The following is a 23,273-nucleotide window of genomic DNA, read 5'->3' as shown; positions in this document are numbered from 1 at the left end:
TAACGGCAAGTTTTCCACATAACCCTAACGATGTTGTTCAGGTTGATGAAACCTTCGAAGTGCTCTTGATTTTTTTGACCGATCGTACTAAAATTGAACCATTAGTACTAAAATTAAATCGTGAGGATAAAAACCAAAATGAAGAGCCAAAAAAAGTTGTCATTCATCGAAGAAGCAAGGCGAAACCAAATCATGACATGCGCAATCGAGATTATTTCCTCGAGAGGTTATGCACAAGCCTCTTTGGCACAAATCGCCAAAGAGGCTGGGATCAGCAAAGGGGTGATTTCCTACCATTTTTCCAGCAAGGACGATCTGATCGAACAGATTGTGTCCGACTTATACGAATCCGGCTCTACGTTCATGACACCTTATCTTGCGGCGCAGACGACAGCATTGGGTTGGATTAACACATATATCGAGAAGAATGTGTTGTTCATGAAATCGCATCGGAAGCATGTTATTGCCGTAACGGAGATTATATTTCATGCAAGGGACGAGGAGGGAAAGCCTCGCCATTTCAGGAACATCGATACTGATGCGACAATCAATGTGCTTGTGAAGATGTTGCACAGGGGCACTATGGAAGGGGATTTCCGGGAATTTACCGATTTCTCCGCTCGTGTCTTGGCGGCCACGATCCGATCGGCCATTGATGGACTCAGCTTTCAGTTAGCAGCGAGTCTTGATCTTGACCTGGACGCTTATGCTAAAGAGCTCGTTACTATATTTCAAATGGCTGCACGCAAGGTTTGAACCGCTTTATCCATTACCATTAAGCAAAGGAGTTGGTGAGGTTGAATAAAACATTTGTGGTCGGTATCCTCTTGATCCTGATCGGGATCGCGTGGGCTCTGCTATTGGATGGGATCGGAATGCTCGAATGGTTATTGTTGCTGTCAGGAATCGTCCTAGGGATTATTGCGGGTCTCGTTCAACGCTGGGCAGTCGCCAGACAAAGACTCGGGCTCATCACACCTGGCAAGAAGAGACTATGGATTATCGGCGTCATCGTTATGCTTGTCATTGTAAAAGTTGCCATAAACGTCTTCATCCCGTCTTATCTTGCGACGAGTAATAGCGGCATCTACCTGTCCATCGTCTACGCCATCGGGGGCCTCCTCCTCGGTCATGCATTGTATCTCAGATTCAACCCATGCCTCAGCCAGCAAAGCTAAGGACTAATCGAACGTGATTCACATTTCCTTAGCGCGTAGCCTACACACATATCAACCCCATACGCCGCAAGGAATTCTGCAAAAAAACTTGCCTTTACTTGTGATACGGTTCACCGTAATTAATCTTCAACAAAACTGCCCGATAGTACAACATTAGACTGCTGTTCGTGCTGGCAGCCTAATGTTGTACTATCGTGTTAATTTAATCTCTTAGGTATTATTTCTTATTTGCAATGACTTTTTTGCATCTATGATAATGGATACCATCCCTAATTCTTTAGTGGAATTCCTTGTATCGAACCGAAATGATCTTCCTATCCTTCCATCCACTTCATTCCAGTAGGTATAATGAAAACCTCCGTTCTCGTCACAATACTCCAATAACGTTACTTCAAACCCTGCCATTTCAAATACTGTTACGAAAGTTTTTGCATCATAAAGATAATAAATTCAACTCATCTTCCTGGGTACTGAGCCAACCATCATACTTTTTCTGCCCTGCTCCAATGACCACCTTCATATAACTACCACCATCCAATCTTGGTTTTGAACAATATACCCCAGTAAATATTCTTTGGATTCAGGAATTTCCTTTATTTGTAACTATACTGCCAGTTACTTCAATGAAAACGGCAGCTGATCGTTTGACCGGCTTCCTCTATATCATGATTCAACTATATTTCCCGTTAGTTCAACAAAAGAAACCGATCGTGCCGACCGGCTGCCGCCGTGACTTTATAGCGGAATTACTATCTCTTATATTTATGCTACGGATCTCCGCGAAGTTTTTGTCCATCCCGCAATGGATGGCCCGTTATCAAAATCATACTTTATCAACATAAAAGGATATGGTTCCGTAGAATTTCATAAACCTTTTATAATCGTCATTTCCTTTCATAACGATTATGGTCGGATAAGCATTTACTTTGCGTTGTTTTAATAAGTTTAATAACTTCTTCTGAACGATATAATGAAATTCGCCTTCTTCGTACTGAACAAGAAGCGGTGCTGGAGCGGTTGCATGGTCATCATCTTCAGCTTCATGGTTTTCCCCGATCTCTATTTCATCACGCTGAATGAGACGCAGTGGAAACTTTACGACTCCGATAAATAGATGATCTTCCTTCATGAAATCATGTAGAATGGGAATGACTTTTCGGGTAAGCAGCAGATAGCATTTGAATCCATTCTTCGAATATCCCGACATTCGCATACTGTACAGCTGACTCCAAAGTCGGGGCATATGATAAATGTCTATCGTTTTTCTTCGAATAGATGATTTTTTTACGGAATCCAAGGATATAAAGTATTCGTCCGCAAGTTCCGAAACCGTAACTCCATGAGCATACTTATTGCGAATCATGAGGTTGCGCTTCTGCAGTTGATCTCGGTAACCGGACGTCTCACCCCAAGCCTTTTTGATTATGGTGAATCAAGTGGAAAATACCGTATCGGTTATTCGCGGGTAAACGGAAAGAAAGGCCACCTGGCGTACGCCAAGTGGCCTATTGGTTTGCGATGCGCAGGCTACGTCCGAATATACTTCGCGATAAATGCGGTGACGCGGCTTTCGTATCCGGTCGGATCCGTTTGGTACGCTTTGGCGTGGCGGGCCGTCGGGACGACGAACAGCTCCTTCTCGCCGCCTGCGGCATCGTACAGCTCGCCGGCCATCTCGAACGGCACGAACGTGTCGGCATCTCCGTGAATGAACAGCACGGGCAGCTTCGTTCGCCGTACCTGCTCTAGCGCCGACGCTTCCCCGAAGCCGTAACCGGCACGGATTTTCGTCAGCAGGCTCGTGCTCTGCACGATCGGGAAGCTCGGCAGATGGTACAAGCGCTTGAGCTGGTAGCTTAATTCGTCTTTGACCGACGTGTAACCACAGTCGGCAACGACCGCCTTGACATTTGCGGGCAGCCGTTCTCCGCTCGTCATCAGCACTGTGGCGCCGCCCATCGACACGCCATGCAGGACGATTTCGGCATCGGCACCGGCTTTGCCGATCATCAGGTCGATCCACTTCACGTAATCTTTGCGGTCCAGCCATCCGAACCCGGTATAATCGCCTTCGCTCTCGCCGTGTCCGCGGTCGTCCGGCATGAGCACGTTATAGCCGAGCTTATCGTGGTAAAAGGCGGCATAAATGCCCATATCTTTGGCTTTTCCGGCGTATCCATGGGCGATGATGACCGTTTTCTTCGTCGGCGCAGGCGCATGCCAGTAGTAGCCGCGAAGCTTCAATCCGTCGTCTGATATCAGCTCCATCTCTTCGTATGGATGCGAGTCGATCCACGCTTTGCCGTCCACGTTAAAGCCGGCTGCGGCAGGCCTCGCTCCCAAATCGGGGCTGCTATACAAGAAATCTTTCGGCGACCGTTCAATCGCCAGATGATAAAAGTAAAAGCTCCCCCCGACATCGACGCTCACCAGCAAGGCGACGACGATTCCCGCGGCGGCGAGCCATTTCTTCGTTCTTTTCTTCAATTACTTACTCCCTCCATGCAACGTGCGGTAGTTTGTTGTTCCGTAGTTCTGTCACAAGTGTAGCACGAATAGCACATTACCTGTTTTACTAATGACGAGAAGAGCTTTGTGATCATCCAGTGGATGCGTTTTACCACGCTTTTCCCTCTACTCCAAAAACATGCTTTGCAAGGCTTCCCGTCTTTGATTGGTTAAGCCGAATTCTTCAGAAAAATAAGTGTCAACATTGCCATATGTCTTCTTGATCGATCCGAAAGCGGCTGACAAAAACGCTTCGTTAACCGTGAGCAATTGGTTCAAATTTTGCAAAACTGCTTCGTCCGCATGTTCAGCCAACCGTTTCAGAAGATTCCTGTTGAACGATTTCATCGTCTCATTGCTTAAGAGATAGTCTTCCATGACCGTTTGTTCGGAGACACCCAGCGCAAGCAAGATGAGAGCGGCTCCGACCCCGGTTCGGTCTTTGCCCGACGTACAATGATGCAGTAGCCCCAATTGATCCGGATCCTGGATCGTTTCCATCAAACGTTTGAACGAAGGATTGTTAATCGGAAGTTTCGTATACAATTCCGTCATGTGGGTTTCCGCGCAGAAACTTTTGAAGAAGGCTTTTTTAACCAATTCTTTCAGAAGATGGCCTTGCTGTTCCTCCCCTTCAGGAGCGGCCGGCAAATTCATTTGCTCATGCTGATCCTCAGTGTTCGCCGGTATCCGTATATTTTTTGCATTAGGGAGAACCGGATCCGGCATTATGCGCGACTCAAGATCGCCGCGGTAATCGAAAACCGTTTTGATATTCAACGTTTGCAAGAAGGTTAAATCCTGCTCCGTTAAACCGGTCAAGTGATCGGAACGAAAGAAAAGGCCGTATTTTACTTTGCGGCCATCAGACGTTCGATAGCCTCCCATATCTCGGAAATTATGCACGCCTTCGAAGGGAATGACCCGATTGGCGGGATATGTGGCAAATTGGCTTGTTGACATAGCTGCACCTCTTTAGCGAAATATTTATTATTCAAAATCTCATCACCATAAAAATCCCCCCCTCTTCTCGATATGGCTTATGAACAGAGGGGGAAGGCTTTTTTAATAATCACTGATCGTTCAATTCGTTAGGTCTTTCCGGGATTGAAGGGTCAATACGGCCGGTACTAACCCTTCCGAAGACGCCTCAATGCGTATCTCTCCTGCCTCATCCAGTGACTGAATCAATGCCAAGGCGTAGCCATTGAACACGCTTCTCGCATCACCTCGATCCGACTCATGACATCCCGGATCTCCGTTCCCAAGACCAAGCAACTTACCTTCACCCGTAATATGGAACTGGATCCGATTATTGGCGACCGGCACTACCCTTCCCGATTGATCTCTCACCGAAACCGTGACCATGGACACGTCCTGGCCGTCAGCAAGGAGTTCCGACCGGTTCGCCTCCAAGTGAACAGTGTATGCTTCCGTTGTGGTCTCTTTCCGCTCTGTTGCGGCCACCTTACCATCCCGATAAGCGAAGGCTTCGAGCAGACCAGGTTCATAGGCTACCTGCCACAATAATGTGTGCTCGCCCGCTTCAGCATCCGCTTGCTTCTTGCCCAAGCTTTGGCCGTTCAGCATCAGCTCCACTTCATTGCAGTTGGTATACACGCGGACCTCCACCTGCTGTCCCAGCCGATCCGGCCAGTTCCAGTGCGGCATGAGATGAACGATAGGCTCGTCCTTCCAGATCGATTGATAGAAATAGTAAGAGTCCTTGGCAAATCCGCAATAATCCAGGATGCCGAAATGCGATAGCACAGACGGCCACTGGAACGGCGTCGTCTCCCCGCGATAATCGAAACCCGTCCATACGAACAAGCCGCCCGAAAAACGGTTATTTAAGAAATAACGCCAGCTTCGTTCAGGCGTTGACGTGCCGCCCGCTCCGCCCAGATTGCCTACATCCAGTTCCTTACCTAACATCGTATATCTCGAGCCGTAGCTGGAGCACCGCCCGCCCTCTGGATCATCCGCATAGACGCCTCTTGCCGAGAAAAAGGAGACATTCTCCGTATTCAGCACTTTGGCTTCGGGATGGGATTGAATCCATTCACCGATCGATTGACCTATTTTTATGGACTCGCCGTAATTAACGCCATTAACCTCGATGTCCATTCCTATCTGACTTAGATTGGCCGCGGTAACAGGACGGGTAGGATCGATTCGTTTCGCCAAATCCTTAGTGCGCTTCAGCATCCGATTGGCTTGGTAACTGCCGCTGATCTTCTCTTCATTACCGAGACTCCACATAAAGATACTTGGATGGTTGCGGTCACGGTACAGCATGGATTTCAGATCATCGAGCTTGATCTCCGTACTCTCCGTGATCCGGTTCTCGTTCAATACCAGCATCCCGAGTCTGTCGCAAGCATCGAGCAGTTCCGGGGCCGGCGGATGATGGGCACATCGGTAAGCGTTACAGCCCATTTCCAGCAGGCGTTTGACTTTATATTCATGCACACGGTCCGGCAGCGCGATGCCCACACCGGCGAAATCCTGGTGGTTGCAGGTGCCTTTCACTTGTACGTACTTACCATTAAGATATAATCCATCCTGAAGGTATTCCACCGTTCGGATGCCGTAAACGGTCCGATACGTGTCGACAATTTGACCTTCATGAAGCAGTTCCGTTACGGCCTCATACAGATGCGGCGTATCCTGCGACCAGAGCAGTGGCTTCGCCACTTGAACCGTTTGAAGAACCGTTTGCTTGTCGATTCCCGGCGTATCGCAGTCGGTTTCCGTGATGGCAACGAGTTCCCCGGCCGGATTCAGAATACTCGTTCGGATGCCGTACTTCATCTTCTGCGGATATTCGTTGCTTACCGTTGTTTCGACCGTAACCGCGGTCATTTCATTGTCAATTTGCTCGGTTCTGACGAAGGTTCCCCAGCGATCCACATGCAGATAATCATATTTGGTTAACCAGACATGGCGGTAGATGCCTCCGCCTTCGTACCACCAGCCTTCGTCTCCGCCTGTCGTATCCGTTCGGACCAGGATGACATTATCCCCTTCCTCATCCCCATATTTCAGCAGGTCCGTGATGTCATAATAAAAGCTGGTATAACCGCTGAGATGGTCGCCGACGAAGCATCCGTTCACCCAAACCGAGCTGTTCCGCATTACACCGTCAAATTCGATGATGATCTTCTTGCCTTCATCCTCCTGCGGAATTTGAAATACCTTGCGGTAATAACCCACTCCATTGGGCAGATAACCTTGAAACGCACCCCCGCGTTCCGAGTTGTACGGCTGTTCCAACCTCCAATCATGCGGCAGATTAACACCCACCCAGCCTGTAATCTTATCCTTTGGCGTGTCCGAGCCATAAATTTGGGTAAGCTCGAAGTTTGGATCGCCCAATAATTCTCGAGCGACATTCTGGGAGACACGTCCAGCTTCGCCGATTGCAAAGGGCTCATGTCTTTCCTCACCCAGCGCATTCGTCAGTCCGGCGATCATGCCGGCTTTTTTTACCGTCTTGACAATTTTCCCTACCTCACCGACATGAAACATCCAGTTTCTATCAAAATTTTCTCTGGTTCTCATAAACAACGGCTCCTTTTGATCTTATTTTCGAAAAGAGTATCCCCATAGCAATCAATCTTACTCGGCTGTATCTATTTTTAATTCTTTCGATTCATAGATTCATCGAATTTTTTTCGGTTACCGGAATAGCCGGTTTCAAAGCAGGTAAATAACTGGATTCCGTCCACAGCACCATGTCCAGCGCCGTAATTTCTTCCAGCGCTTGGACGATATTTTCTTCTTGATGATTTTTGACCGTGAAGCAGAGTTGCATCGTAGGCATACCCCCGGCCTCAGGTGACGCGTGTTCATCCGGCATCATTTTGACGTTGGAGATTTGGATCCCTTGTTCGCCGAATTTGGAAGCAACCTTCCCAAAAACGCCTGGCATATCGATAATCGTACACTTGACCTCGTGCTTTGTGCGGTAGCGCATCAAATGTTTCTCCCACTTGTTCAGCACGTATAGACTGATAATGACGAAAAACGTACACAGAAATGCGACAAACAAAAACCCCGCTCCGACGCAAAGGCCGATTGCCGCCACAACCCAAATCGAAGCCGCGGTCGTGAGCCCTTTGATGACAGACCCGTTACGCAGAATCGCACCCGCACCCAAAAATCCGATCCCGCTGATCACCTGAGCGGCCAGACGGGCAGGGTCGAGCCGGACGTTGGATTCGGCAACAAAGTCGGAGAATCCGTAAATCGAAAGTAGCATAATGGTGGTCGAACCGAGACAGACGAGAATATGGGTGCGGAACCCTGCCGCATGGTTGTTCCACTCCCGCTCGATGCCGATCAATCCGCCCAAAACTGCGGCGAGGCCCATGCGTACGAACAAATCCCAATGACCAAGTTGCCAAACATTAGCAGCGGCGCCGGTCAATATCGTCCCCCCCTTATTTCAAATATATATTTTGCAGAGTGTCTTGCCCTTGAAAAAGGAATTACGCGTTGCATGCCTATGCACTTCGTTGTTATTTTTTTGCGCCTGATTTCAAGTCTTTTAAGATGTCTGCCAGTTTCTCGTCCGTAAACATCGGATCGGATAAATTGAACAGCGACTTCAACGAAAACGCTTTGATATAGTCGATCTTCGGCGATGCCAAAAGATCCGGAAGATACCGCTCCAATACGGGTCTGCTGTAATCATTGGCCAGCAACTGGCCTACTGTTGTATACTCGTCAATCACTCGTTCTACAAGGAGGAAATTCCTGGATTTAAACCATGCCTCGCACAGCTTTGTCCATGCTTGCGCTTCCCGATCGCCACTGGCCAGTCCGAGTCCATGAGGACCACTTTCAAAAAGATGCATTTCGAAAGAAACCCTAAACTTCCTGAGCGCTGCTGCGAACATTAAACAATTCTCAGCCTGAACGACCGGATCGTCTGCCGTGATCCACATAAAAATCGGCGGTGTTTCCTCCGTTACTTGCTTTTCACTTGATAACAGCTCGATCAGAGCACTATCGTTCTGCCGTTCCCCCATCAATACCGACTTGCACGATGCATTCGTAAATTCGCCCATCGTAATGAGAGGATAACAGAGCACGAGCACATCGGGACGGCTGCTGTATCGTTCGATCGGATCATTGGCTTGCGGATTGCCGTTGTCAAAGCTCGTACCTGCCATCGAAGCAAGATGGCCTCCGGCTGAAAATCCCAGCATACCGATTCGCTCGGGATCAATATTCCATTCCGTCCCTCTATGCCTGATCGTTCGTATGGCCCGCTGAGCATCATGAAGCTGGCTCGGATATTGTGCCGGAGTAACCCTATAATGAAGGACAAAAGCCGAAATGCCGATCGCGTTCAACCACTTGGCGACAGGCTCGCCTTCATGAACAGCCCGATGCGTATAGCCTCCGCCAGGACAAACGATGACGGCAGGAAACGGCCCTTCCCCTTCCAGCAAGTACGGTGTTACGCTGGGACAACCTTCGTTGAATCCCTGCAATGCAGGTTGGTCTTGCCACAAAGGAATGTTCATTGTTATGCCTCCACCAACATACTTTTTATTTTTTCCGCAACGGCACTTCCGAGCTTCAGGTGTTGTTCCGCTTCGAAATGAATGCCGTCTGCCTCACTGGAAACGATCACGGTCGAAGCATCCATGATAGACGCGTCGGTATACGGACTAAGCATTGCGAATGCCTCGCCCAATTGTTTGGACTTCTCTTCCCCGCCCTTGAACATGCCTGCGAATAATCCAGTTTCCTTGATTGGCGGCGGAACTAGAATCAGAACCTGAGGGACTATCGTAATCCCCGGCCTTGAAAAAGTCGTTTTTACGAGTCCGGCAAGCGACAGGGCGCTCATCGCGATATCTAGCGCCGAGACGGAAAACCGCTCTTTCAAATCATTCGTTCCGAGCATGATCACGACAAGATCAAGTGGCCTGTGAGACAGCAGGCAGGTCGGCAAGTACTCTTTTCCGCTCATGATTCCATCGATCGGATCCGCCCACACTGTCGTCCTCCCGGGCAAGCCTTCCTCGACAATGTCGTAGCCGTCTCCCAGTTCCTTACGCAGTACGCCCGTCCACCGAACATCCGCCGGATACCGAACTCCTCGATTCTGCGGATCGGCTCCCCATGTATTTGAATCTCCGAAGCATAAGATCGTTCTCGTGCCGGTCATCTGTAAACACCTCCAAAATAATAGTTTCAACCTTTGACGGCGCCAACCGTCAGGCCTTTCACAAAATACTTCTGAAAGAATGGGTATGCGACCAGCAACGGAACGACCCCGATCGCGGCTATGGCCATGCGCATGGAGGTGAGCGGAAGATCACTTGTCGCGACGACCTCCGTCGATGACTGCAAAAATTGCGCATCGAGTAAAATCCGGTTGAGCATGTTTTGAAGGCTGAAGTACCGGCTATCGGTAATGTAAATCAATCCGTTAAACCAATCGTTCCAGTACATAATCGTATAAAACAACCCGACCGTAGCCAAAACTGGCGTCGATAACGGCAATACGATTTTCGCGAAAATTTTCCATTCCTTCGCCCCGTCGATGTAGGCCGATTCGATAATCGGCTTCGGAATCGAGGTTGCAAAGAACGTTCGCATCAGGATGACGAAAAAACCGTTCATCAACAGGCTCGGTATGATCAGCGCCAGCATCGTATTTTTAAAATTGAAATAATTGGTGTATAGCAGGTAGGTCGGCACAAGGCCTCCGTTAAACAGCATCGTGAAAAATACGTAGAAGGACAGTATATTGCGAAATGGCATCTCGGTCCGTGACAGCGGATAGGCAAGCAACGCCGTTAGAGTCAATCCTACAGCCGTTCCGACCACTGTCACGAGAATCGTAATTCCATAAGCGCGCAGTATATTAGCTGAGTTCGTCCATAAATATTCGTATGCCGCAAAACTGACGGCTTTCGGGAAGAAAGCATATCCATGGCGAATGATTTCCATGTCGTCCGTAAGAGAAGCGGAGAGCAGCAACCAGAATGGCATGATGCAGAAAAATGTAAATGCTAGCATGACGATGTTGATCGTCCATTGATAAACTTTACCGGATGATGGCATGGGAACGCCCCTTTCTAGAACAGTGCATTGTCTTTGTTGAATTTTCTCACGACCGCATTGGAAGCCAGCACCAGAACAAATCCGACGAGCGCTTGATACAAGCCTGCGGCCGACGACATCCCGATATCGCCCATATTGACCAGCGCGCGGTACACATATGTATCGATCGTGTTCGTGACCGGCATTAAGACGCCCGTGTTAAGCGGCACTTGGAAGAACAAGCCGAAGTCGGAATAGAAAATGCGCCCGATCGCAAGCAGTGTCATAATCGTAATAACCGGCGCAATGAGCGGAATCGTAATCATTTGGATTTGCTGCCACCGGTTCGCGCCGTCTATTTTAGCCGCCTCATAGTACTCTTGATCGATGCCGATAATCGAAGCCAAGTAGATGATGCAAAGTTGTCCTACGCCTTTCCAGGCGTGTACGATTGTCAGGATCCACGGCCAGTATTTCGTTTCGCTATACCAAGAGATAGGCTCTAGGCCGAAAAAGGGGAGCAGGGTTTTGTTCATGAAGCCTTTTTCGACGTCCAGGAAACCGAGCACGAGGTAACCAACGATCACCATGGAGATCAAGTGCGGAAGCAGGATCAATGTTTGGTACGTTCTCGATAAAATGCGCTTGCGGATTTCATTCAGCAGGATCGCAAGCGAAATCGCGATTGCCGTATTCAAGACAATGAAGGAGAGATTATACAATAACGTGTTGCGGGTGATGATGTATGCATCCTTCGTCTTGAACAAATACTCGAAGTTCTTGAAGCCGACCCACTCGCTCCCCCATATACCCGTCGCAAAATTGACGTCTTTGAACGCGATGACGATGCCGAACATCGGCAAATAATTGTTGACGAGAAAGTAGAGTAGCCCCGGCAGCGTCATGAGCACGAGCATCCGGTATTTTTTTGCCTTCCTCATCTCAAGCCGCAACACCGACATTTTGCTTGCTTTCATACGTTACAACCACCTTTTGCTGTCATTGTTTAGTGCATGTTTTCATCTTATAGCAATTTGTCCGCCCCTACTTCCATGATCCCGACATCATATTTTTGAGTTTCCGACATCGGCTTGACTGCATTCGCGATGGCGTAAAAAATCCCCCTGTTCAAGACATTCCGTCTTTTACAGGAGGATCCGTCGGATTATTTATTGGCCGCTGCCCAAGCATCAAGCTGCTTTTGCTTCTCGGCAATGACCTTGTCGATGCCCGCCGCTTTCATTTGCTTGATATACTCGGGCAATACCTTAGCGGGATCCACCGTACCGGTCTCCAAAGCGAGAGCGTACTGGTTCACCACATTCGTAAGAGCCGCGATTTCCGTCTTAACAGACTCCGGATTATAAATGAAGCCCATCGCTTTCGATTTTTTCGAATTCTTAATGAATTCCTCCAGCTTCTGGTTACGGTCCGGATCTTCGCCGTTGAACACATAAGAAAGGAACATATTTCCGAATAGCCAGTTTTCGTAAGGGTAATAGCCGCTGTTCGAAGCGTTGACGCCCTCCGGGAAATCGATGACATTATCCGATTTTTTTACGTAATGCTGCCCTTCGATTCCCCAGTCGAGCAAATTGATAAAATCTTTGTCTGTATACATCAAATCAAGCAGCATCATTGACCTTTCCGGGTTCTGCGCGTTTCTGGGAATGCTCCACATATAGGTGATGACGCTGGTAGTGCCTGAAGCGGCCGGTAACAGGCGCACCTCGATCAAATCTTGTCCTACAGTTAAGGAATTTGCCGCTTCGCTAAATGGGCTCATATGGTGGAACGTCGAGAAGGCTTTTCCCGCCTTCATCAAATTTTGCCAAATTTCCGTACTGGTTGCTGCATCTTTAGCAACATATCCGGCCAAATACCATCTTCTTGTTGTATCCAGCAGCTTGGCATATTCCGGAGTTTCAATCCAATTGACTACCTTCATCCCGTCATTGTGTGCCTGCAGCACACCGAAGCCGTCTCCCAAAGGATCCATCATGCCAGCGGAGAAAGGGCTACCGAGAATCGAGTTGGAAAACTTGATCACCGGAGTCACATCAGGCTCATTCTCCTTGATCACCTTGAATACGGTGTCAAGATCGTCCACCGATCTGATCGCATTCGTATCGATTTTGTACTTGTCCACAAGATCCTTGCGCATCGAGATGCCGAAGTCGCTCGCCAGGTCCCGGATAGACGTTATCCCGTAAGTTTTCCCGTCGATCCTGGATGCTTTTAGGTAAGCCGGATCCAGATCGTCTAGCGCTTTTTGGGCACCTTGACCGTATTTGGCAATGTAGTCGTCTAGCGCAAGATAATTGCCCTTGGCCACTTGCTGCTCGTACGTGCCTCGGCCGCTTACGATGAGGTCCATTTTCTCGTTGCCAGACAGCATCAGTGTGGTTTGCTGCGCCCAGGCACCTTTCGTGATCTGAACGAGCTTCACGGTCGCATTGATTTTTTTCTGCGTAATCTTGTTGATTTCTTCTTCTACGGCTTTCAAGTCTTTCTGCTCAGTGTTAACCGGAAACACCATCGTCAGTTCAACGGGCTCCAGATCCGGCTTCGCGCTGTCCGACAGTCCAGGAGCTCCGCTCGTATTCGGTTGGTTGCTCGAGCCCGAGCTGCAGGCCGTGACCAGAGTAGACGCTGCCAGCACGGAAATCAGAAGCATTGCAGCGCTCTTCATACTTTTCTTCATGTAAGAACCCCCTATTTTGATTGTTCTTGCCACTTGCTATTATTATTTTATTGAAGTTCCCGTTTACCCGCTTTCAAGAATCCGTTCTCTTGCTTTCGAGATTCCGTCCACATAAGAGAAAAACGCCAGTTGGCGTCTTTGATGTACATATTTCGTTTACAATCTGGAAGAGAATCTTTTCCGATATTCTTGAGGCGTCATCAAGACTTCCTTCTTGAAGAGGGTGGAGAAATAAGAGAAACTAGCGAATCCTACCGCCAAAGCGACGTTGCTTATCGAAGTTTCCGATTTGGCTAGTAGTTCTTTCGCAAGATCAATCCTTTCTTTCAGAATATACTCCGATATCGAGAGACCTGTTTCCTTTTTGAAAAGCTTGACAATGTGGTCGGGACTGAGCCCAATGTAGTCGGCAATGTACTGTCTGGACATCTCCTGATCGATATTCGCCGATATATACCGCTTGATCTTTTCCACCACTGTCTCGTTCGAACCAAGCGCTTCGATGGAAGTCATTGCAAATTCAAGGACGTCCGTTACCCAGTCTTGCAGATTCTTGACGCTCTCGGCGGCAGACGAAATACGTTCCGGCGCGAATTGATCCGCTAAAATATCGTCCGTATACAACCCTTTCTGCTGAAGTGTATGCAGAACCATCTGCAGGAAGCTTAAATAAAACTGCTGCAGGCTTTTCGAGTTCAGCCCTTCGATCCGCTTAAGCGACTCCAGAAAATCTTGCGACTCAGCCATCACCTTCTTCTTGTCCCCCTGCTTGATCAGCTCGGACCATATTCTCATCGGAGGCATGGGGAAAGGTGTTTCATTTGCCATTTTCTCGTCGATAAGCACGACCCGGTCGATAGCGTTCACTTGATTCTTTCTAAGCGCTACCAAATTTTCAACCATATCGCGCACGCCGTGTATCTCCGACGGTTGCCCGATATAGCAGGACAAATGGCAATAAAAATATCGGTTACACGTCTCGATGAACAAACCGCAGCGTTTTATGAGCTCTTTGCGGAACTTCTCTCCGCTCGCCTCTATCGCATGTTCCGAAGAAAACACCGCCAATAATTGATTGGCCTTGACGCGAACGATGTGAACCGCTGCAACTTGATGGATGACCAATTCCTCCAAGGCGTTCGTTAGCGCGTACTCCATATTTTGGGCATCGCGAGCGCTCAGTTCTTTTTTCCAGTGTTGAATGCCGATCAAAATGGGTAAAAACTTCATCCTGCTCGTATACGGTATATTGTGCTTCCCGATAGCCTCCATGATTTTGTCCGGCCGGGATAAAATGACCTGCTGCAGCACATCCTGCCAGAACCGCTCGATGACGAGCGATGACGATTTCCGGTCTATGCTTATTTTCTTGATCATCTCCGTCATGACTTGCTCCAGCTCTTCGGGTGGCGCAGGCTTGAGCAAATACTCGAAGCTCCTTAGCTGGATCGCTTTTTTCGCGTATTGAAAGTCGGCATGGCAAGTCAGAAAGACGCACTCCGTCCAAGGATGCTCTTCCCGTACCCACTCATAGAGTTCGAGTCCACTTCCTTGCGGCATCTCGATATCGCATATCATCATGTCGAACGGATGTTCACTAAACTTTTCCTTCGCTTGACGTGCATTGTTCGCTACAGATACGTGAATGATGCCGAATTTTGACCAGTTCACGCTTGCCTTAATGCCGTTCGCGGTAAATTCTTCGTCGTCCACGATCAATAACCGGTACATACTCTCGCCCCTATCCTTTCATGATCGGCAAAAAAATATCGACAACGGCGCCGTTATCGTTTGAAAACCCGATGATCGCCTGACCCCCGTACAACAGCCGCAGTCTTTGCCGGGCATTCCAAATCCCAATATGCTCACCTTCTTCAGTCGTCAGCTTGATCTCTTGTCTCAGCTTCTCGAGCATCTCGTCCTCATAACCCATGCCCGTATCGCGAATGCGGATATGAAGCCGTTCCTCATCATTCCGGCTATCCCGTTCGATTGAAATCTCGATATGGGTAGGCTCGTCCGTGTTGATCGCATGCTTGATCGTGTTTTCTGCAAAGCTTTGAATGATCAGCGGGGGAATACAACAATCGAGCAGGTCATCCGGGACGGTGATGGCGTACGTCAAGCTTCCCGGAAACCGGATCTTCTGGATGTTCAAATAATTTTTCGTATGACCCAGCTCGTCCCGAACTAGAACATGATCCGTATGGCTGCGAAACATGAAGCGGAAATATCTGATTAATGAGAGGGAAAGCTCTTGAATCAATCCGTATTTCCTCTCCTGGGCCAAATAATAAACGACATTCAGACTGTTCAAAAAGAAGTGCGGGTTGACTTGTAGCTGCAAATGCTTCAGCTCCGCTTTCTGATTGATCAATTGCTCCTCATAGACATCGATTTTCAGCTTCTGAATGTCGGTCACCATGCTGTTGAACATCTCGTTCATCAGTTCGAATTCGTTAGAGGTCGGTTTCTTCGCTATTCGCATCTCCAAGTGACCCTCTTTGATCCTTCGCATGGCCAGTACGATTCGGTTAATCGGACGGAGTACGACTCTCCTCATGAAATAGAAGGCAAGCAGTAAGATCAAGACGGTCCCTGCCGCAATTAGTGAAATAATCCTCTGCAAATAAGGCAGCTTCTGGAGAATGCTTTGATCGGGGACCACAGCGACCAGTCCGAAATCCCCTTTGCCGGAATGCTCTCCGATCACCAGATACCCTTCATCGAAACCGCTTAAACGGTACGACTTAGGCGTATAGGAAAGATCGATTCCCTGTTCTCTAAAAAATGATTCGTCCTTTAGCGGCTTGTGGTTGCCATCGACCAGCAGCGCTCTCCCATCGGCGCCGAGATCCAAAAGATTGAGCGGCCCCGTCACATCCTGCGTATTTACGCCAGCCCCGATATATAAACCACCAACCTTTATGATATATAACAAATAATCCTTTTTATTAACGCGAAATACGGACCATCTCCCGGTCTGAAAACTCTCTGCCGATTGCCCGTCATCAATAAGTGAGACGATGGCATCCTTTATAGGTTGATTGTCGGCGTCAGCCGAGCCTGTCTGCTTGGGAGCAAATACCAAATCGTTGTTAATGGGCGAATATATGAAAAAATAGTCGAGACCCTCGTAGTAAGTCACATTATTCACCAGTTGTTTGAATTGCCAAATGCGTTCCAGTTTATACAAATCGATATCGATCTCAGGAGACCGGTCGAGAACGTGCAGTCCTGTTACCTCCGAGGCATACTTCAGCAAATAGTTGTCAATGTCGGCTAACGACTTGTCGATCAACCCCGTATAGAGGCTGATCATGTTGCTGTTAGATTGCGCGACCTGGTTGCGAACAACCTGGATCGAATAGAAGTTTGTATAAATCAGGAAGAGAACAATCGGCAGCATAATAAGCATGAGTCCCGTGATCAGCTTAAATCGGAGCGAATTGAATATTGTAGAAGGTGGTTTTCTCATGTTGTCCATGTTCCCTTCGTCCCTTTAATGATAATTATTTTACCCACATGAACGGCATGACTTTTACGGCTCGTTTCCCCTGATCGTCTTAACAATGATACCTGATTGCCAAAAATGTTCCTTGTGTCTTGCAATCTATTCGTTTCTAGTCAGTTTATAGCGCCTATAGTCATTTGTGGTAATCTTACCCTTCATAATAAATGTATAGATGGGTTGCCTGCTTTCAAGATTCCGTCATACTCTTTTTGAGTTTCCGATTCATCAGACCTCTCCCTTCATCTCAAACAGGATTTCTAAACCCAACTCCTCAAGAAGGGTTTAGAAACAAAGAAAACGCCCGTTCCATCCAGGCACGGACAAATGACATTAGATGACGTTTTATCGTTCAAACAAGGCAGCAGCAAGATGTCGCAGCTGCCGCGGCAAACTGCTCCTTTTTTTCGTTCAACTATAGTGTCCCGTTAGCGTAATCAACCGATTCTTTTTCTGCCACAAACAGGCTTAATTCATCTTTTATGTCATTTACTCCGTACCATTGAAGCATTCGTTTCCCTCACTTTACAGCAATTTAGAGATACATCGTGGGAATATACGTTCTTACCATTATATCAGTTTCCGAATATGAAAGGAATCCTAGTTCCATAGTATTCTGCCCGTTACTTCAATAAGAAAAGAGGAGCCGCATCACTGCAAGCTCCTCCGCTATCGTGTCCCGTAAGTTAAAGAAGTGACAATTACTGTCCAGTATTTCCTGATGATATTTTATTTTTGGAATGTGCAATATTATTTCCCATTCAAATGATAGATTAGTTGCACAACGCCAGAGGAGAATGTTCTTGTATTAACCATTTTTAAATTCAACCTCTGTTTAATATCAATAAACAACGGTTTTCCTTCTCCCAAAATAACAGGGTGAACAGATAATCTAAATTCATCAACAAGCCCTAAATTGATAAAAGTTGTAATAAGACTTGCTCCACCATATAGCCAGATGTCTTTACCAGGCTTATTCTTTAATTTTATTACTTCTTCAAGAATATTATCGTTTATGAATATTGCTTTATTATCCGTCTCTTTTTGCGTTCTAGAAAACACATATTTTTCTTTACTATGAATTAATCCCCACATTTCTTTTTCAGTTTCAGTATCTTCAATTTCTGGAGTAAATCCCCCCCATAAATCGTAGCTTTTTCTTCCATATAAAATAATATCAATTTGTTTTAAGAAATTAATAAACCCCATCTCAGGATCCATAATGCACCAATCAACTTCTCCATTTTTCCCTTCAATAAAACCATCTAAAGTAACTGCTAAATCTAAAATTATTTTTCGTTTCATGATTTGTTACTCCTTTCGTTGATCTACCACCCATTATAGACCTTTAATATGTCACCTTGTGTCATATTAATAACTGAAAGGGTATCTTTTCAACTATCCTACCCGTTAGAAAACGGTAGCCGATCGTTCTGACCAGTTGCCGCGGTTTCTTTATTCAACTATCGTGTCTCGTTAGTTAAATGCTAATGAGATGTAATGTATCACTTGTCCCAGTTATAGCCATTAGGTTAATATTGAGAAAAGCATGGTAATATCCGCCTGTATAAAGGGCATTATGGAGTTGAATCTTCGATTATACACGATAAAAATTTTGTTTTACATGCCTCTAGTAATCAATTCTATTGGCAAGGTATCGGCCAGCTTTCTATAAAAACTTTTCGTTCAGGTAAGGTCCATTACCGGACCAACCGAGGGCATTTCGCCGTTGAGGAAAACCGATATTTATTACTAAATCCCGGCTTTTACGACTTGCTTATTGATCAAGAGAAAGACGTAGAGTCTTTTTGCTTATTCTTCCGGGAGGAATTGGCCGGCGAAGTGCTTCGTACGCTGATTACATCGACCAACGATCTCCTAACCGATCCATACCGAGAGCGCGATACTGTGAACTTTTTCGAGAAGACCTATTGTATCAGCCCTATTCTTAGCGAGCAGCTTGAATCATTTAAAAATCAAATACCCGTCCTTAAACACGACGAGCTCTGGATGGAAGAAAAATATATCTCAATAATGCAAACCCTTTTAATAGAACATTTAAATACGTACAAAGAAATTGAAAATCTCCATGCACTCCGTAAGTCGACTAGAGAAGAATTATATAGACGGATTTCCTTTGCTCATGACTACGTAAGAGCTTACTATAATAAACCAATCACACTCAACGAAATAGCACGGAGCGCATGCCTCTCTCCCAACCACTTACTAAGAAATTACGCAAGCCTCTACCGGAAAACACCTTTCCAGCATATTACGGAACTGCGAATCGAAAAGGCCCTACAGCTTCTAAGTCGTCCGGAATGGAACATAACTGAGATTGCGCTCGAAATTGGCTACGAGAATCCCGTTTCGTTGACCAAAATGTTTCGAAAACATGTGGGGGTATCTCCTTCGCAGTATCGAAAAAAAGTGATATTGGCAAAGACATAATTTTTTCTTCACGGTAGGATTGAGTTATAACTTACATGGGGAGTGAAAATCATGACCATAAATCAAATACAGCAAATAGGGTTGCCAGTAAAACACCTAGAAACAGCTATTCTTTTTTACCAAGACACCCTCGGAATGAAGTTTTTATTTCAAACTGAGACAATGGCTTTTTTCGATTGCAATGGTATTCGACTGATGCTTTCTATCCCGGAAAAAAAGGAATTCGCTCAAGTCGGTTCGGTTATATATTTTCAAACCGAGCAAATTGAAGAGACTTACGATAAGTTAATAGAAAAAGGTGTATTGTTTTTAGATTCCCCTCATCTTGTTGCAAAAAGTGGACAGATTGAGACATGGATGGTGTTCTTCAAAGACAGCGAAGGAAATACACTTGCACTGATTAACGAAAGATTAGCCTGAAGTCCCAAGAAGACTCTTACACAAAAAGGGTTAGCCATTAAGCTGTCTCCTTTTTCTGTCAGCCTGAGAGCAAATTATATATCTCTCTCCATTATCCTGCCCGTTAGTTGATCAAAGGGCTACCACTCGGCAGCCCTTTCAGTATTGAACTATCGTTTCTCGTTAGCGTAATAGTTACTGCATTAATATCGGCAGGATTGAGTCGAGTTGTATTCCTCTTGATGCTTTTAGCAAGATCACATCATTTTTCTTAACCTTATTCTTTAATGCTTTAGCCAACTCCATTTTATCCAAAAATGTTTGTACAGTGCCCATTGGAAATCGCTTTTCGGCTTCTAATGCAATAAGGTTACTTAGAGCACCAACTGTATATAAATAATGAATTTTATCTGAATCAAGGTCTCTGCCAATTTCTAGATGAAACACCTTTTCTTGATCACCAAGTTCGAGCATGTCACCTATTACTAAATGTTTTCTGCTATAACCAGTTAGTTCTTGAAAAGTTTTTATTGCTGCGATCACAGAAACTGGGCTAGCATTCCATGCATCATTGATTATTGTAAATCCAAAAGGAGAATCAATCTTCTCCATTCTCATATCCGGCATTTTTAAAGAACGAAAACCTTCATTAATTTCTGTTGAATTTAAGCTCAGTTTTGAAGCAATTGCAATTGTGGCAAGTGCATTTGTAATATTGTGTGCACCGAGAAGTAGTATGGAAAATTTACTATCACCGACAGAAAAATAGGAACCGTCGGAGTTAGTTACTGCATTTTCAAATTTAATGTCATTTAATTTCCCTTCACCGAAACTAATGGTTAATATTGAGGTGTTTTTTTGTATATTTTCGAGTCCCTTTGCTAACAAGGGTTCATCACCGTTGTAGACAAGACACCCCCCATTCTGTAAACCATTCACAATTTCTAATTTTGCTGCGGCTATTTCTTCTCTAGAACCGAGGCTCGATAGGTGGGAAACACCAATAATTGTAATAACAGCTAAATCTGGCTGGGTAATTCGAGTTAATTGATCAATTTGACCTCTTTCACTCATCCCCATCTCAATTACCGCAACTTCGGCATCCCTATCTATACCCAAAATCGTTAATGGAACACCCACCTGACTGTTTAAATTTCCTGCGGTCTTATGAACTCGATATTTTGTTTGTAAGACTGAATTGAGCATCTCTTTTGTGGTTGTCTTTCCATTGCTACCTGTAACACCAATTACTTTGACTAATAGTTCTTTTCGATAATTAGTTGCTAAGTTTTGCAAAGATTGCAAGCAATCATCTACAAAGATTAGCGGCAAATAAACAGGCGGGTTTGGATGATCCTTTTGCCAAAAAGATGCCATTGCTCCTTTGGATATTGCTTCTTTAACATAATCATGACCGTCTAAATTTCTTATAATTGGAATAAATAGATTACCTGGCTTTACTGTTCTGGAATCGATAGACACTCCTTGAATCAAAAGTTCCTCAAACTCTTGAGATAATCCATCACCTTCAGCCATTTGTTCAATTATTTTTAGTTTATGAGAAATCATCATTGCACCACCAATTGACAATAATTATTCATTTGCTTGGATCGCGGCCGAACGTTCACGAACGAACCAGAAATCATGGAATCTTCTTAATCGCCTCATATTGATAATGACATGGGAGAGGAGAGAAAAAAAGAACCATCATGCAGGATTCTTCATCCTTGGGTGGTTCTTACACTTAAGGTTCACGATGGTTAATCTTGACCTACCCTCCCGTCAGTTCATGAAAAAACGGCAGCCAATTATCTATCCAGCTGCCGTCGTGTGTATTGAGCTATAGTTTCCCGTTAGTTTAGTTTACAAATAATTCAATAATGTCCAAATTACTACTTACAGTAATTATTTTTTCTTTATTTTCATAATTTTCAACAAAATGGGAAAGTTTTTTAAGATTATATTCTTTATTCCACTCTAAAAGGTTCCGAACACCTTCGAGAGTCTCCCGCTTTTTACTTGTGACAACTCCTGAAATACGTTCTTCATACCTCGCCCATATTCTTTCTTCTTGAACAGACAAAGGGGTCATGAGAACAATAATCTTGTCCGCAACTGAAAAACTTGGATCTACCCATGATCTGTATACACCCTCTATGATCCATGAATCTTGACTGACAATTCCTCTAAGTTTTTGATCCCGCTGTTCCTCTGGAGCCTTTACTCCATAAACTTCTGCTTGATTGTCCCAAAAAATATCGTCTAAATCGTGATGTGGGATATTAAGCTTTTGACTTAATAATGCTGATATGTATGATTTACCACTTCCCGCACCGCCAATAATATGTATTTTTATCATATTCCCCTCCCATTCTACTGAATTATATCACCATAATTACATACACAAACTGCGTTGTAAGTATACTGCCCATTAGTTCAACACCGAAGGGGGATCACCATCACTAGCATCTTACGGTTCTTGCAATCAAACGCTGAAGATCACGCACCCGATTGGGGGTATCTATCGTGGAATGGTTCAGCATATCGCACAAGGCAACAAGATCTTCCAGTTTGGAAAGGAGTCGCCAGTTATCCTCAAGAACCACTCCTTGCTCCTGATAAGCTTGAATAAAATGCTTTTCAAATATTGAACCATCATCTTCATACCGAAGCATGTTGGCGATATCGGCATGCCGCCTCCAAGAAAATGCGAACTCCCAATCGAGAACAGCCGATACCGAACAGCCTGTTGGACCATGCTGCATCAGTATATTTAAACCGTTGAAATCTGAATGAACGAGTACAGGCGTTTCTTTGTTTTCCGACAATAATGAGCTATTTGTTTGGCAGAAAGACCATAGCGCATTTGTTAGTTCCTCTCCCAGCCATTTGCCGCATTCGTTATAGAAGAGACTTTGTTCGATGAATGAGAGAAAATGCTCACCGTACATACTGTAAGGATGGGAGATCTCCAGATCCTTCCCGAAAAAACCGGACTCAGGAAACGTGTAGCCGTGTATATTCGCAAGAATGCTGCCGACGGAGTCTGCGGCTGAGGCGATATCCTTCGCAGTGCCGTTTTTAAACACATCGCGCAAAAGGAATCCCTCTTTCCACTCCAACACGGCCCAAGGTTTATCAAACGTACTAAGACTCGTATCGACATATATGAAGTCGGCGACAGGCACAGTTTGCCGCACAAGTTGTGTGATGGCAAGCTCTTTGTCTGCAACCTCCCCTTTCCCCCTGAATACACGAACGACGTAGGGTTTGGCGCTTCCTTCCAGATGGATTTTGTAGTTAGAATTGCTGAATCCGGTTCCTAATCGTTCAGCGGCAATGACTCGTTTACCCGGAAAAGCGGGTTTGATTATTTCATTAATCTGCCTATGGTCAAGAGAAGTGGGCAGTTCCGTTCGTTCCCAGCCTTCCTTCATAATCTCGCCTCCTTAAA

General features: G+C 45.9%; 20 protein-coding genes. 4 read left to right on the top strand and 16 right to left on the bottom strand.

Annotation, left to right across the window (positions count from 1 at the left end):
* Positions 1–138: 138 nt before the first annotated feature.
* Both BVG16_RS12490 and BVG16_RS12485 read left to right on the top strand, forming a co-directional pair.
* Entirely contained in the window at positions 139–756 is a 618-nt protein-coding gene (locus BVG16_RS12490) for a TetR/AcrR family transcriptional regulator (protein ID WP_078499001.1), read from the top strand.
* Between the two features lie 35 nt (positions 757–791).
* The gene (locus BVG16_RS12485; RefSeq protein ID WP_233147013.1) at positions 792–1,178 is read left to right on the top strand and encodes a hypothetical protein; all 387 of its coding nucleotides are present in this window, start codon (positions 792–794) and stop codon (positions 1,176–1,178) included.
* Between the two features lie 823 nt (positions 1,179–2,001).
* On the opposite strand, the gene BVG16_RS12475 is transcribed toward BVG16_RS12485, so the two are convergent.
* The 13 genes from BVG16_RS12475 to BVG16_RS12415 form a co-directional block, all read right to left on the bottom strand.
* The gene (locus BVG16_RS12475; protein ID WP_078499000.1) at positions 2,002–2,541 is read right to left on the bottom strand and encodes a hypothetical protein; all 540 of its coding nucleotides are present in this window, start codon (positions 2,539–2,541) and stop codon (positions 2,002–2,004) included.
* Between the two features lie 164 nt (positions 2,542–2,705).
* Positions 2,706–3,665, bottom strand: a complete 960-nt coding sequence (locus tag BVG16_RS12470) for an alpha/beta hydrolase (protein WP_078498999.1) — start codon at positions 3,663–3,665, stop codon at positions 2,706–2,708.
* Between the two features lie 147 nt (positions 3,666–3,812).
* Positions 3,813–4,649, bottom strand: a complete 837-nt coding sequence (locus tag BVG16_RS12465) for a tyrosine-protein phosphatase (protein ID WP_078498998.1) — start codon at positions 4,647–4,649, stop codon at positions 3,813–3,815.
* Between the two features lie 120 nt (positions 4,650–4,769).
* On the bottom strand, positions 4,770–7,250 hold the full coding sequence (gene galA / locus BVG16_RS12460; protein ID WP_078498997.1) for a beta-galactosidase GalA: 2,481 nt from the start codon (positions 7,248–7,250) through the stop codon (positions 4,770–4,772).
* Positions 7,251–7,341: 91 nt separating this feature from the next.
* On the bottom strand, positions 7,342–8,061 hold the full coding sequence (locus BVG16_RS12455) for an MgtC/SapB family protein (RefSeq protein WP_233147012.1): 720 nt from the start codon (positions 8,059–8,061) through the stop codon (positions 7,342–7,344).
* A 148-nt stretch (positions 8,062–8,209) separates the two neighbouring features.
* The gene (locus BVG16_RS12450) at positions 8,210–9,223 is read right to left on the bottom strand and encodes an alpha/beta hydrolase (protein WP_078498995.1); all 1,014 of its coding nucleotides are present in this window, start codon (positions 9,221–9,223) and stop codon (positions 8,210–8,212) included.
* Between the two features lie 2 nt (positions 9,224–9,225).
* Positions 9,226–9,873 carry an SGNH/GDSL hydrolase family protein gene (locus BVG16_RS12445; RefSeq protein ID WP_078498994.1) on the bottom strand — a complete coding sequence of 216 codons (648 nt, stop codon included), beginning with the start codon at positions 9,871–9,873 and terminating at the stop codon, positions 9,226–9,228.
* A 26-nt stretch (positions 9,874–9,899) separates the two neighbouring features.
* On the bottom strand, positions 9,900–10,775 hold the full coding sequence (locus tag BVG16_RS12440) for a carbohydrate ABC transporter permease (protein WP_078498993.1): 876 nt from the start codon (positions 10,773–10,775) through the stop codon (positions 9,900–9,902).
* A 14-nt stretch (positions 10,776–10,789) separates the two neighbouring features.
* Entirely contained in the window at positions 10,790–11,731 is a 942-nt protein-coding gene (locus BVG16_RS12435; RefSeq protein WP_078498992.1) for an ABC transporter permease, read from the bottom strand.
* Between the two features lie 188 nt (positions 11,732–11,919).
* Entirely contained in the window at positions 11,920–13,458 is a 1,539-nt protein-coding gene (locus BVG16_RS12430) for an ABC transporter substrate-binding protein (protein WP_078498991.1), read from the bottom strand.
* A 156-nt stretch (positions 13,459–13,614) separates the two neighbouring features.
* Positions 13,615–15,189, bottom strand: coding sequence for a response regulator (locus tag BVG16_RS12425; RefSeq protein ID WP_078498990.1), 1,575 nt, complete (start codon positions 15,187–15,189; stop codon positions 13,615–13,617).
* 10 nt (positions 15,190–15,199) lie between these two features.
* A complete protein-coding gene (locus BVG16_RS12420; RefSeq protein WP_078498989.1) occupies positions 15,200–16,945 on the bottom strand; it encodes a sensor histidine kinase in 1,746 nt (581 codons plus the stop codon).
* 774 nt (positions 16,946–17,719) lie between these two features.
* Positions 17,720–18,274: a dihydrofolate reductase family protein gene (locus tag BVG16_RS12415; RefSeq protein ID WP_078498988.1), complete on the bottom strand. Its 555-nt coding sequence runs from the start codon at positions 18,272–18,274 to the stop codon at positions 17,720–17,722.
* 291 nt (positions 18,275–18,565) lie between these two features.
* On the opposite strand from BVG16_RS12415, the gene BVG16_RS12410 reads away from it, so the two are divergent.
* Positions 18,566–19,420: a helix-turn-helix domain-containing protein gene (locus BVG16_RS12410; RefSeq protein ID WP_144027360.1), complete on the top strand. Its 855-nt coding sequence runs from the start codon at positions 18,566–18,568 to the stop codon at positions 19,418–19,420.
* A gap of 51 nt (positions 19,421–19,471) precedes the next feature.
* Positions 19,472–19,840, top strand: coding sequence for a VOC family protein (locus BVG16_RS12405; RefSeq protein WP_078498986.1), 369 nt, complete (start codon positions 19,472–19,474; stop codon positions 19,838–19,840).
* Positions 19,841–20,014: 174 nt separating this feature from the next.
* Here the strand turns inward: BVG16_RS12405 and BVG16_RS12400 are convergent, their stop codons facing one another.
* The 3 genes from BVG16_RS12400 to BVG16_RS12390 all read right to left on the bottom strand — a co-directional run bounded on the left by BVG16_RS12400 (position 20,015) and on the right by BVG16_RS12390 (position 23,256).
* The gene (locus BVG16_RS12400) at positions 20,015–21,391 is read right to left on the bottom strand and encodes a UDP-N-acetylmuramoyl-tripeptide--D-alanyl-D-alanine ligase (protein WP_233147011.1); all 1,377 of its coding nucleotides are present in this window, start codon (positions 21,389–21,391) and stop codon (positions 20,015–20,017) included.
* Between the two features lie 286 nt (positions 21,392–21,677).
* Positions 21,678–22,178 carry a P-loop NTPase family protein gene (locus BVG16_RS12395; protein ID WP_078498984.1) on the bottom strand — a complete coding sequence of 167 codons (501 nt, stop codon included), beginning with the start codon at positions 22,176–22,178 and terminating at the stop codon, positions 21,678–21,680.
* Between the two features lie 103 nt (positions 22,179–22,281).
* Complete coding sequence (locus BVG16_RS12390; RefSeq protein WP_078498983.1) at positions 22,282–23,256, bottom strand: phosphotransferase family protein; 975 nt, start codon at positions 23,254–23,256, stop codon at positions 22,282–22,284.
* Positions 23,257–23,273: the final 17 nt, after the last annotated feature.

Source organism: Paenibacillus selenitireducens (assembly GCF_002021565.1).
In the GTDB taxonomy this organism is placed as follows: domain Bacteria; phylum Bacillota; class Bacilli; order Paenibacillales; family Paenibacillaceae; genus Paenibacillus_K; species Paenibacillus_K selenitireducens.
This window is presented reverse-complemented; position numbering and strand designations above follow the sequence as displayed.

What these genes read in the sequence shown, in the direction of transcription:
- BVG16_RS12415 (WP_078498988.1), bottom strand. Translation starts at nt 18,274, where the DNA reads ATGAAACGAAAAATAATTTTAGATTTAGCAGTTACTTTAGATGGTTTT.
- BVG16_RS12475 (WP_078499000.1), bottom strand. Translation starts at nt 2,541, where the DNA reads ATGATTCGCAATAAGTATGCTCATGGAGTTACGGTTTCGGAACTTGCG.
- BVG16_RS12395 (WP_078498984.1), bottom strand. Translation starts at nt 22,178, where the DNA reads ATGATAAAAATACATATTATTGGCGGTGCGGGAAGTGGTAAATCATAC.
- BVG16_RS12425 (WP_078498990.1), bottom strand. Translation starts at nt 15,189, where the DNA reads ATGTACCGGTTATTGATCGTGGACGACGAAGAATTTACCGCGAACGGC.
- BVG16_RS12390 (WP_078498983.1), bottom strand. Translation starts at nt 23,256, where the DNA reads ATGAAGGAAGGCTGGGAACGAACGGAACTGCCCACTTCTCTTGACCAT.
- galA (WP_078498997.1), bottom strand. Translation starts at nt 7,250, where the DNA reads ATGAGAACCAGAGAAAATTTTGATAGAAACTGGATGTTTCATGTCGGT.
- BVG16_RS12405 (WP_078498986.1), top strand. Translation starts at nt 19,472, where the DNA reads ATGACCATAAATCAAATACAGCAAATAGGGTTGCCAGTAAAACACCTA.
- BVG16_RS12420 (WP_078498989.1), bottom strand. Translation starts at nt 16,945, where the DNA reads ATGGACAACATGAGAAAACCACCTTCTACAATATTCAATTCGCTCCGA.
- BVG16_RS12445 (WP_078498994.1), bottom strand. Translation starts at nt 9,873, where the DNA reads ATGACCGGCACGAGAACGATCTTATGCTTCGGAGATTCAAATACATGG.
- BVG16_RS12455 (WP_233147012.1), bottom strand. Translation starts at nt 8,061, where the DNA reads ATGGGCCTCGCCGCAGTTTTGGGCGGATTGATCGGCATCGAGCGGGAG.
- BVG16_RS12450 (WP_078498995.1), bottom strand. Translation starts at nt 9,223, where the DNA reads ATGAACATTCCTTTGTGGCAAGACCAACCTGCATTGCAGGGATTCAAC.
- BVG16_RS12440 (WP_078498993.1), bottom strand. Translation starts at nt 10,775, where the DNA reads ATGCCATCATCCGGTAAAGTTTATCAATGGACGATCAACATCGTCATG.
- BVG16_RS12400 (WP_233147011.1), bottom strand. Translation starts at nt 21,391, where the DNA reads ATGATGATTTCTCATAAACTAAAAATAATTGAACAAATGGCTGAAGGT.
- BVG16_RS12430 (WP_078498991.1), bottom strand. Translation starts at nt 13,458, where the DNA reads ATGAAGAAAAGTATGAAGAGCGCTGCAATGCTTCTGATTTCCGTGCTG.
- BVG16_RS12465 (WP_078498998.1), bottom strand. Translation starts at nt 4,649, where the DNA reads ATGTCAACAAGCCAATTTGCCACATATCCCGCCAATCGGGTCATTCCC.
- BVG16_RS12435 (WP_078498992.1), bottom strand. Translation starts at nt 11,731, where the DNA reads ATGAAAGCAAGCAAAATGTCGGTGTTGCGGCTTGAGATGAGGAAGGCA.
- BVG16_RS12490 (WP_078499001.1), top strand. Translation starts at nt 139, where the DNA reads ATGAAGAGCCAAAAAAAGTTGTCATTCATCGAAGAAGCAAGGCGAAAC.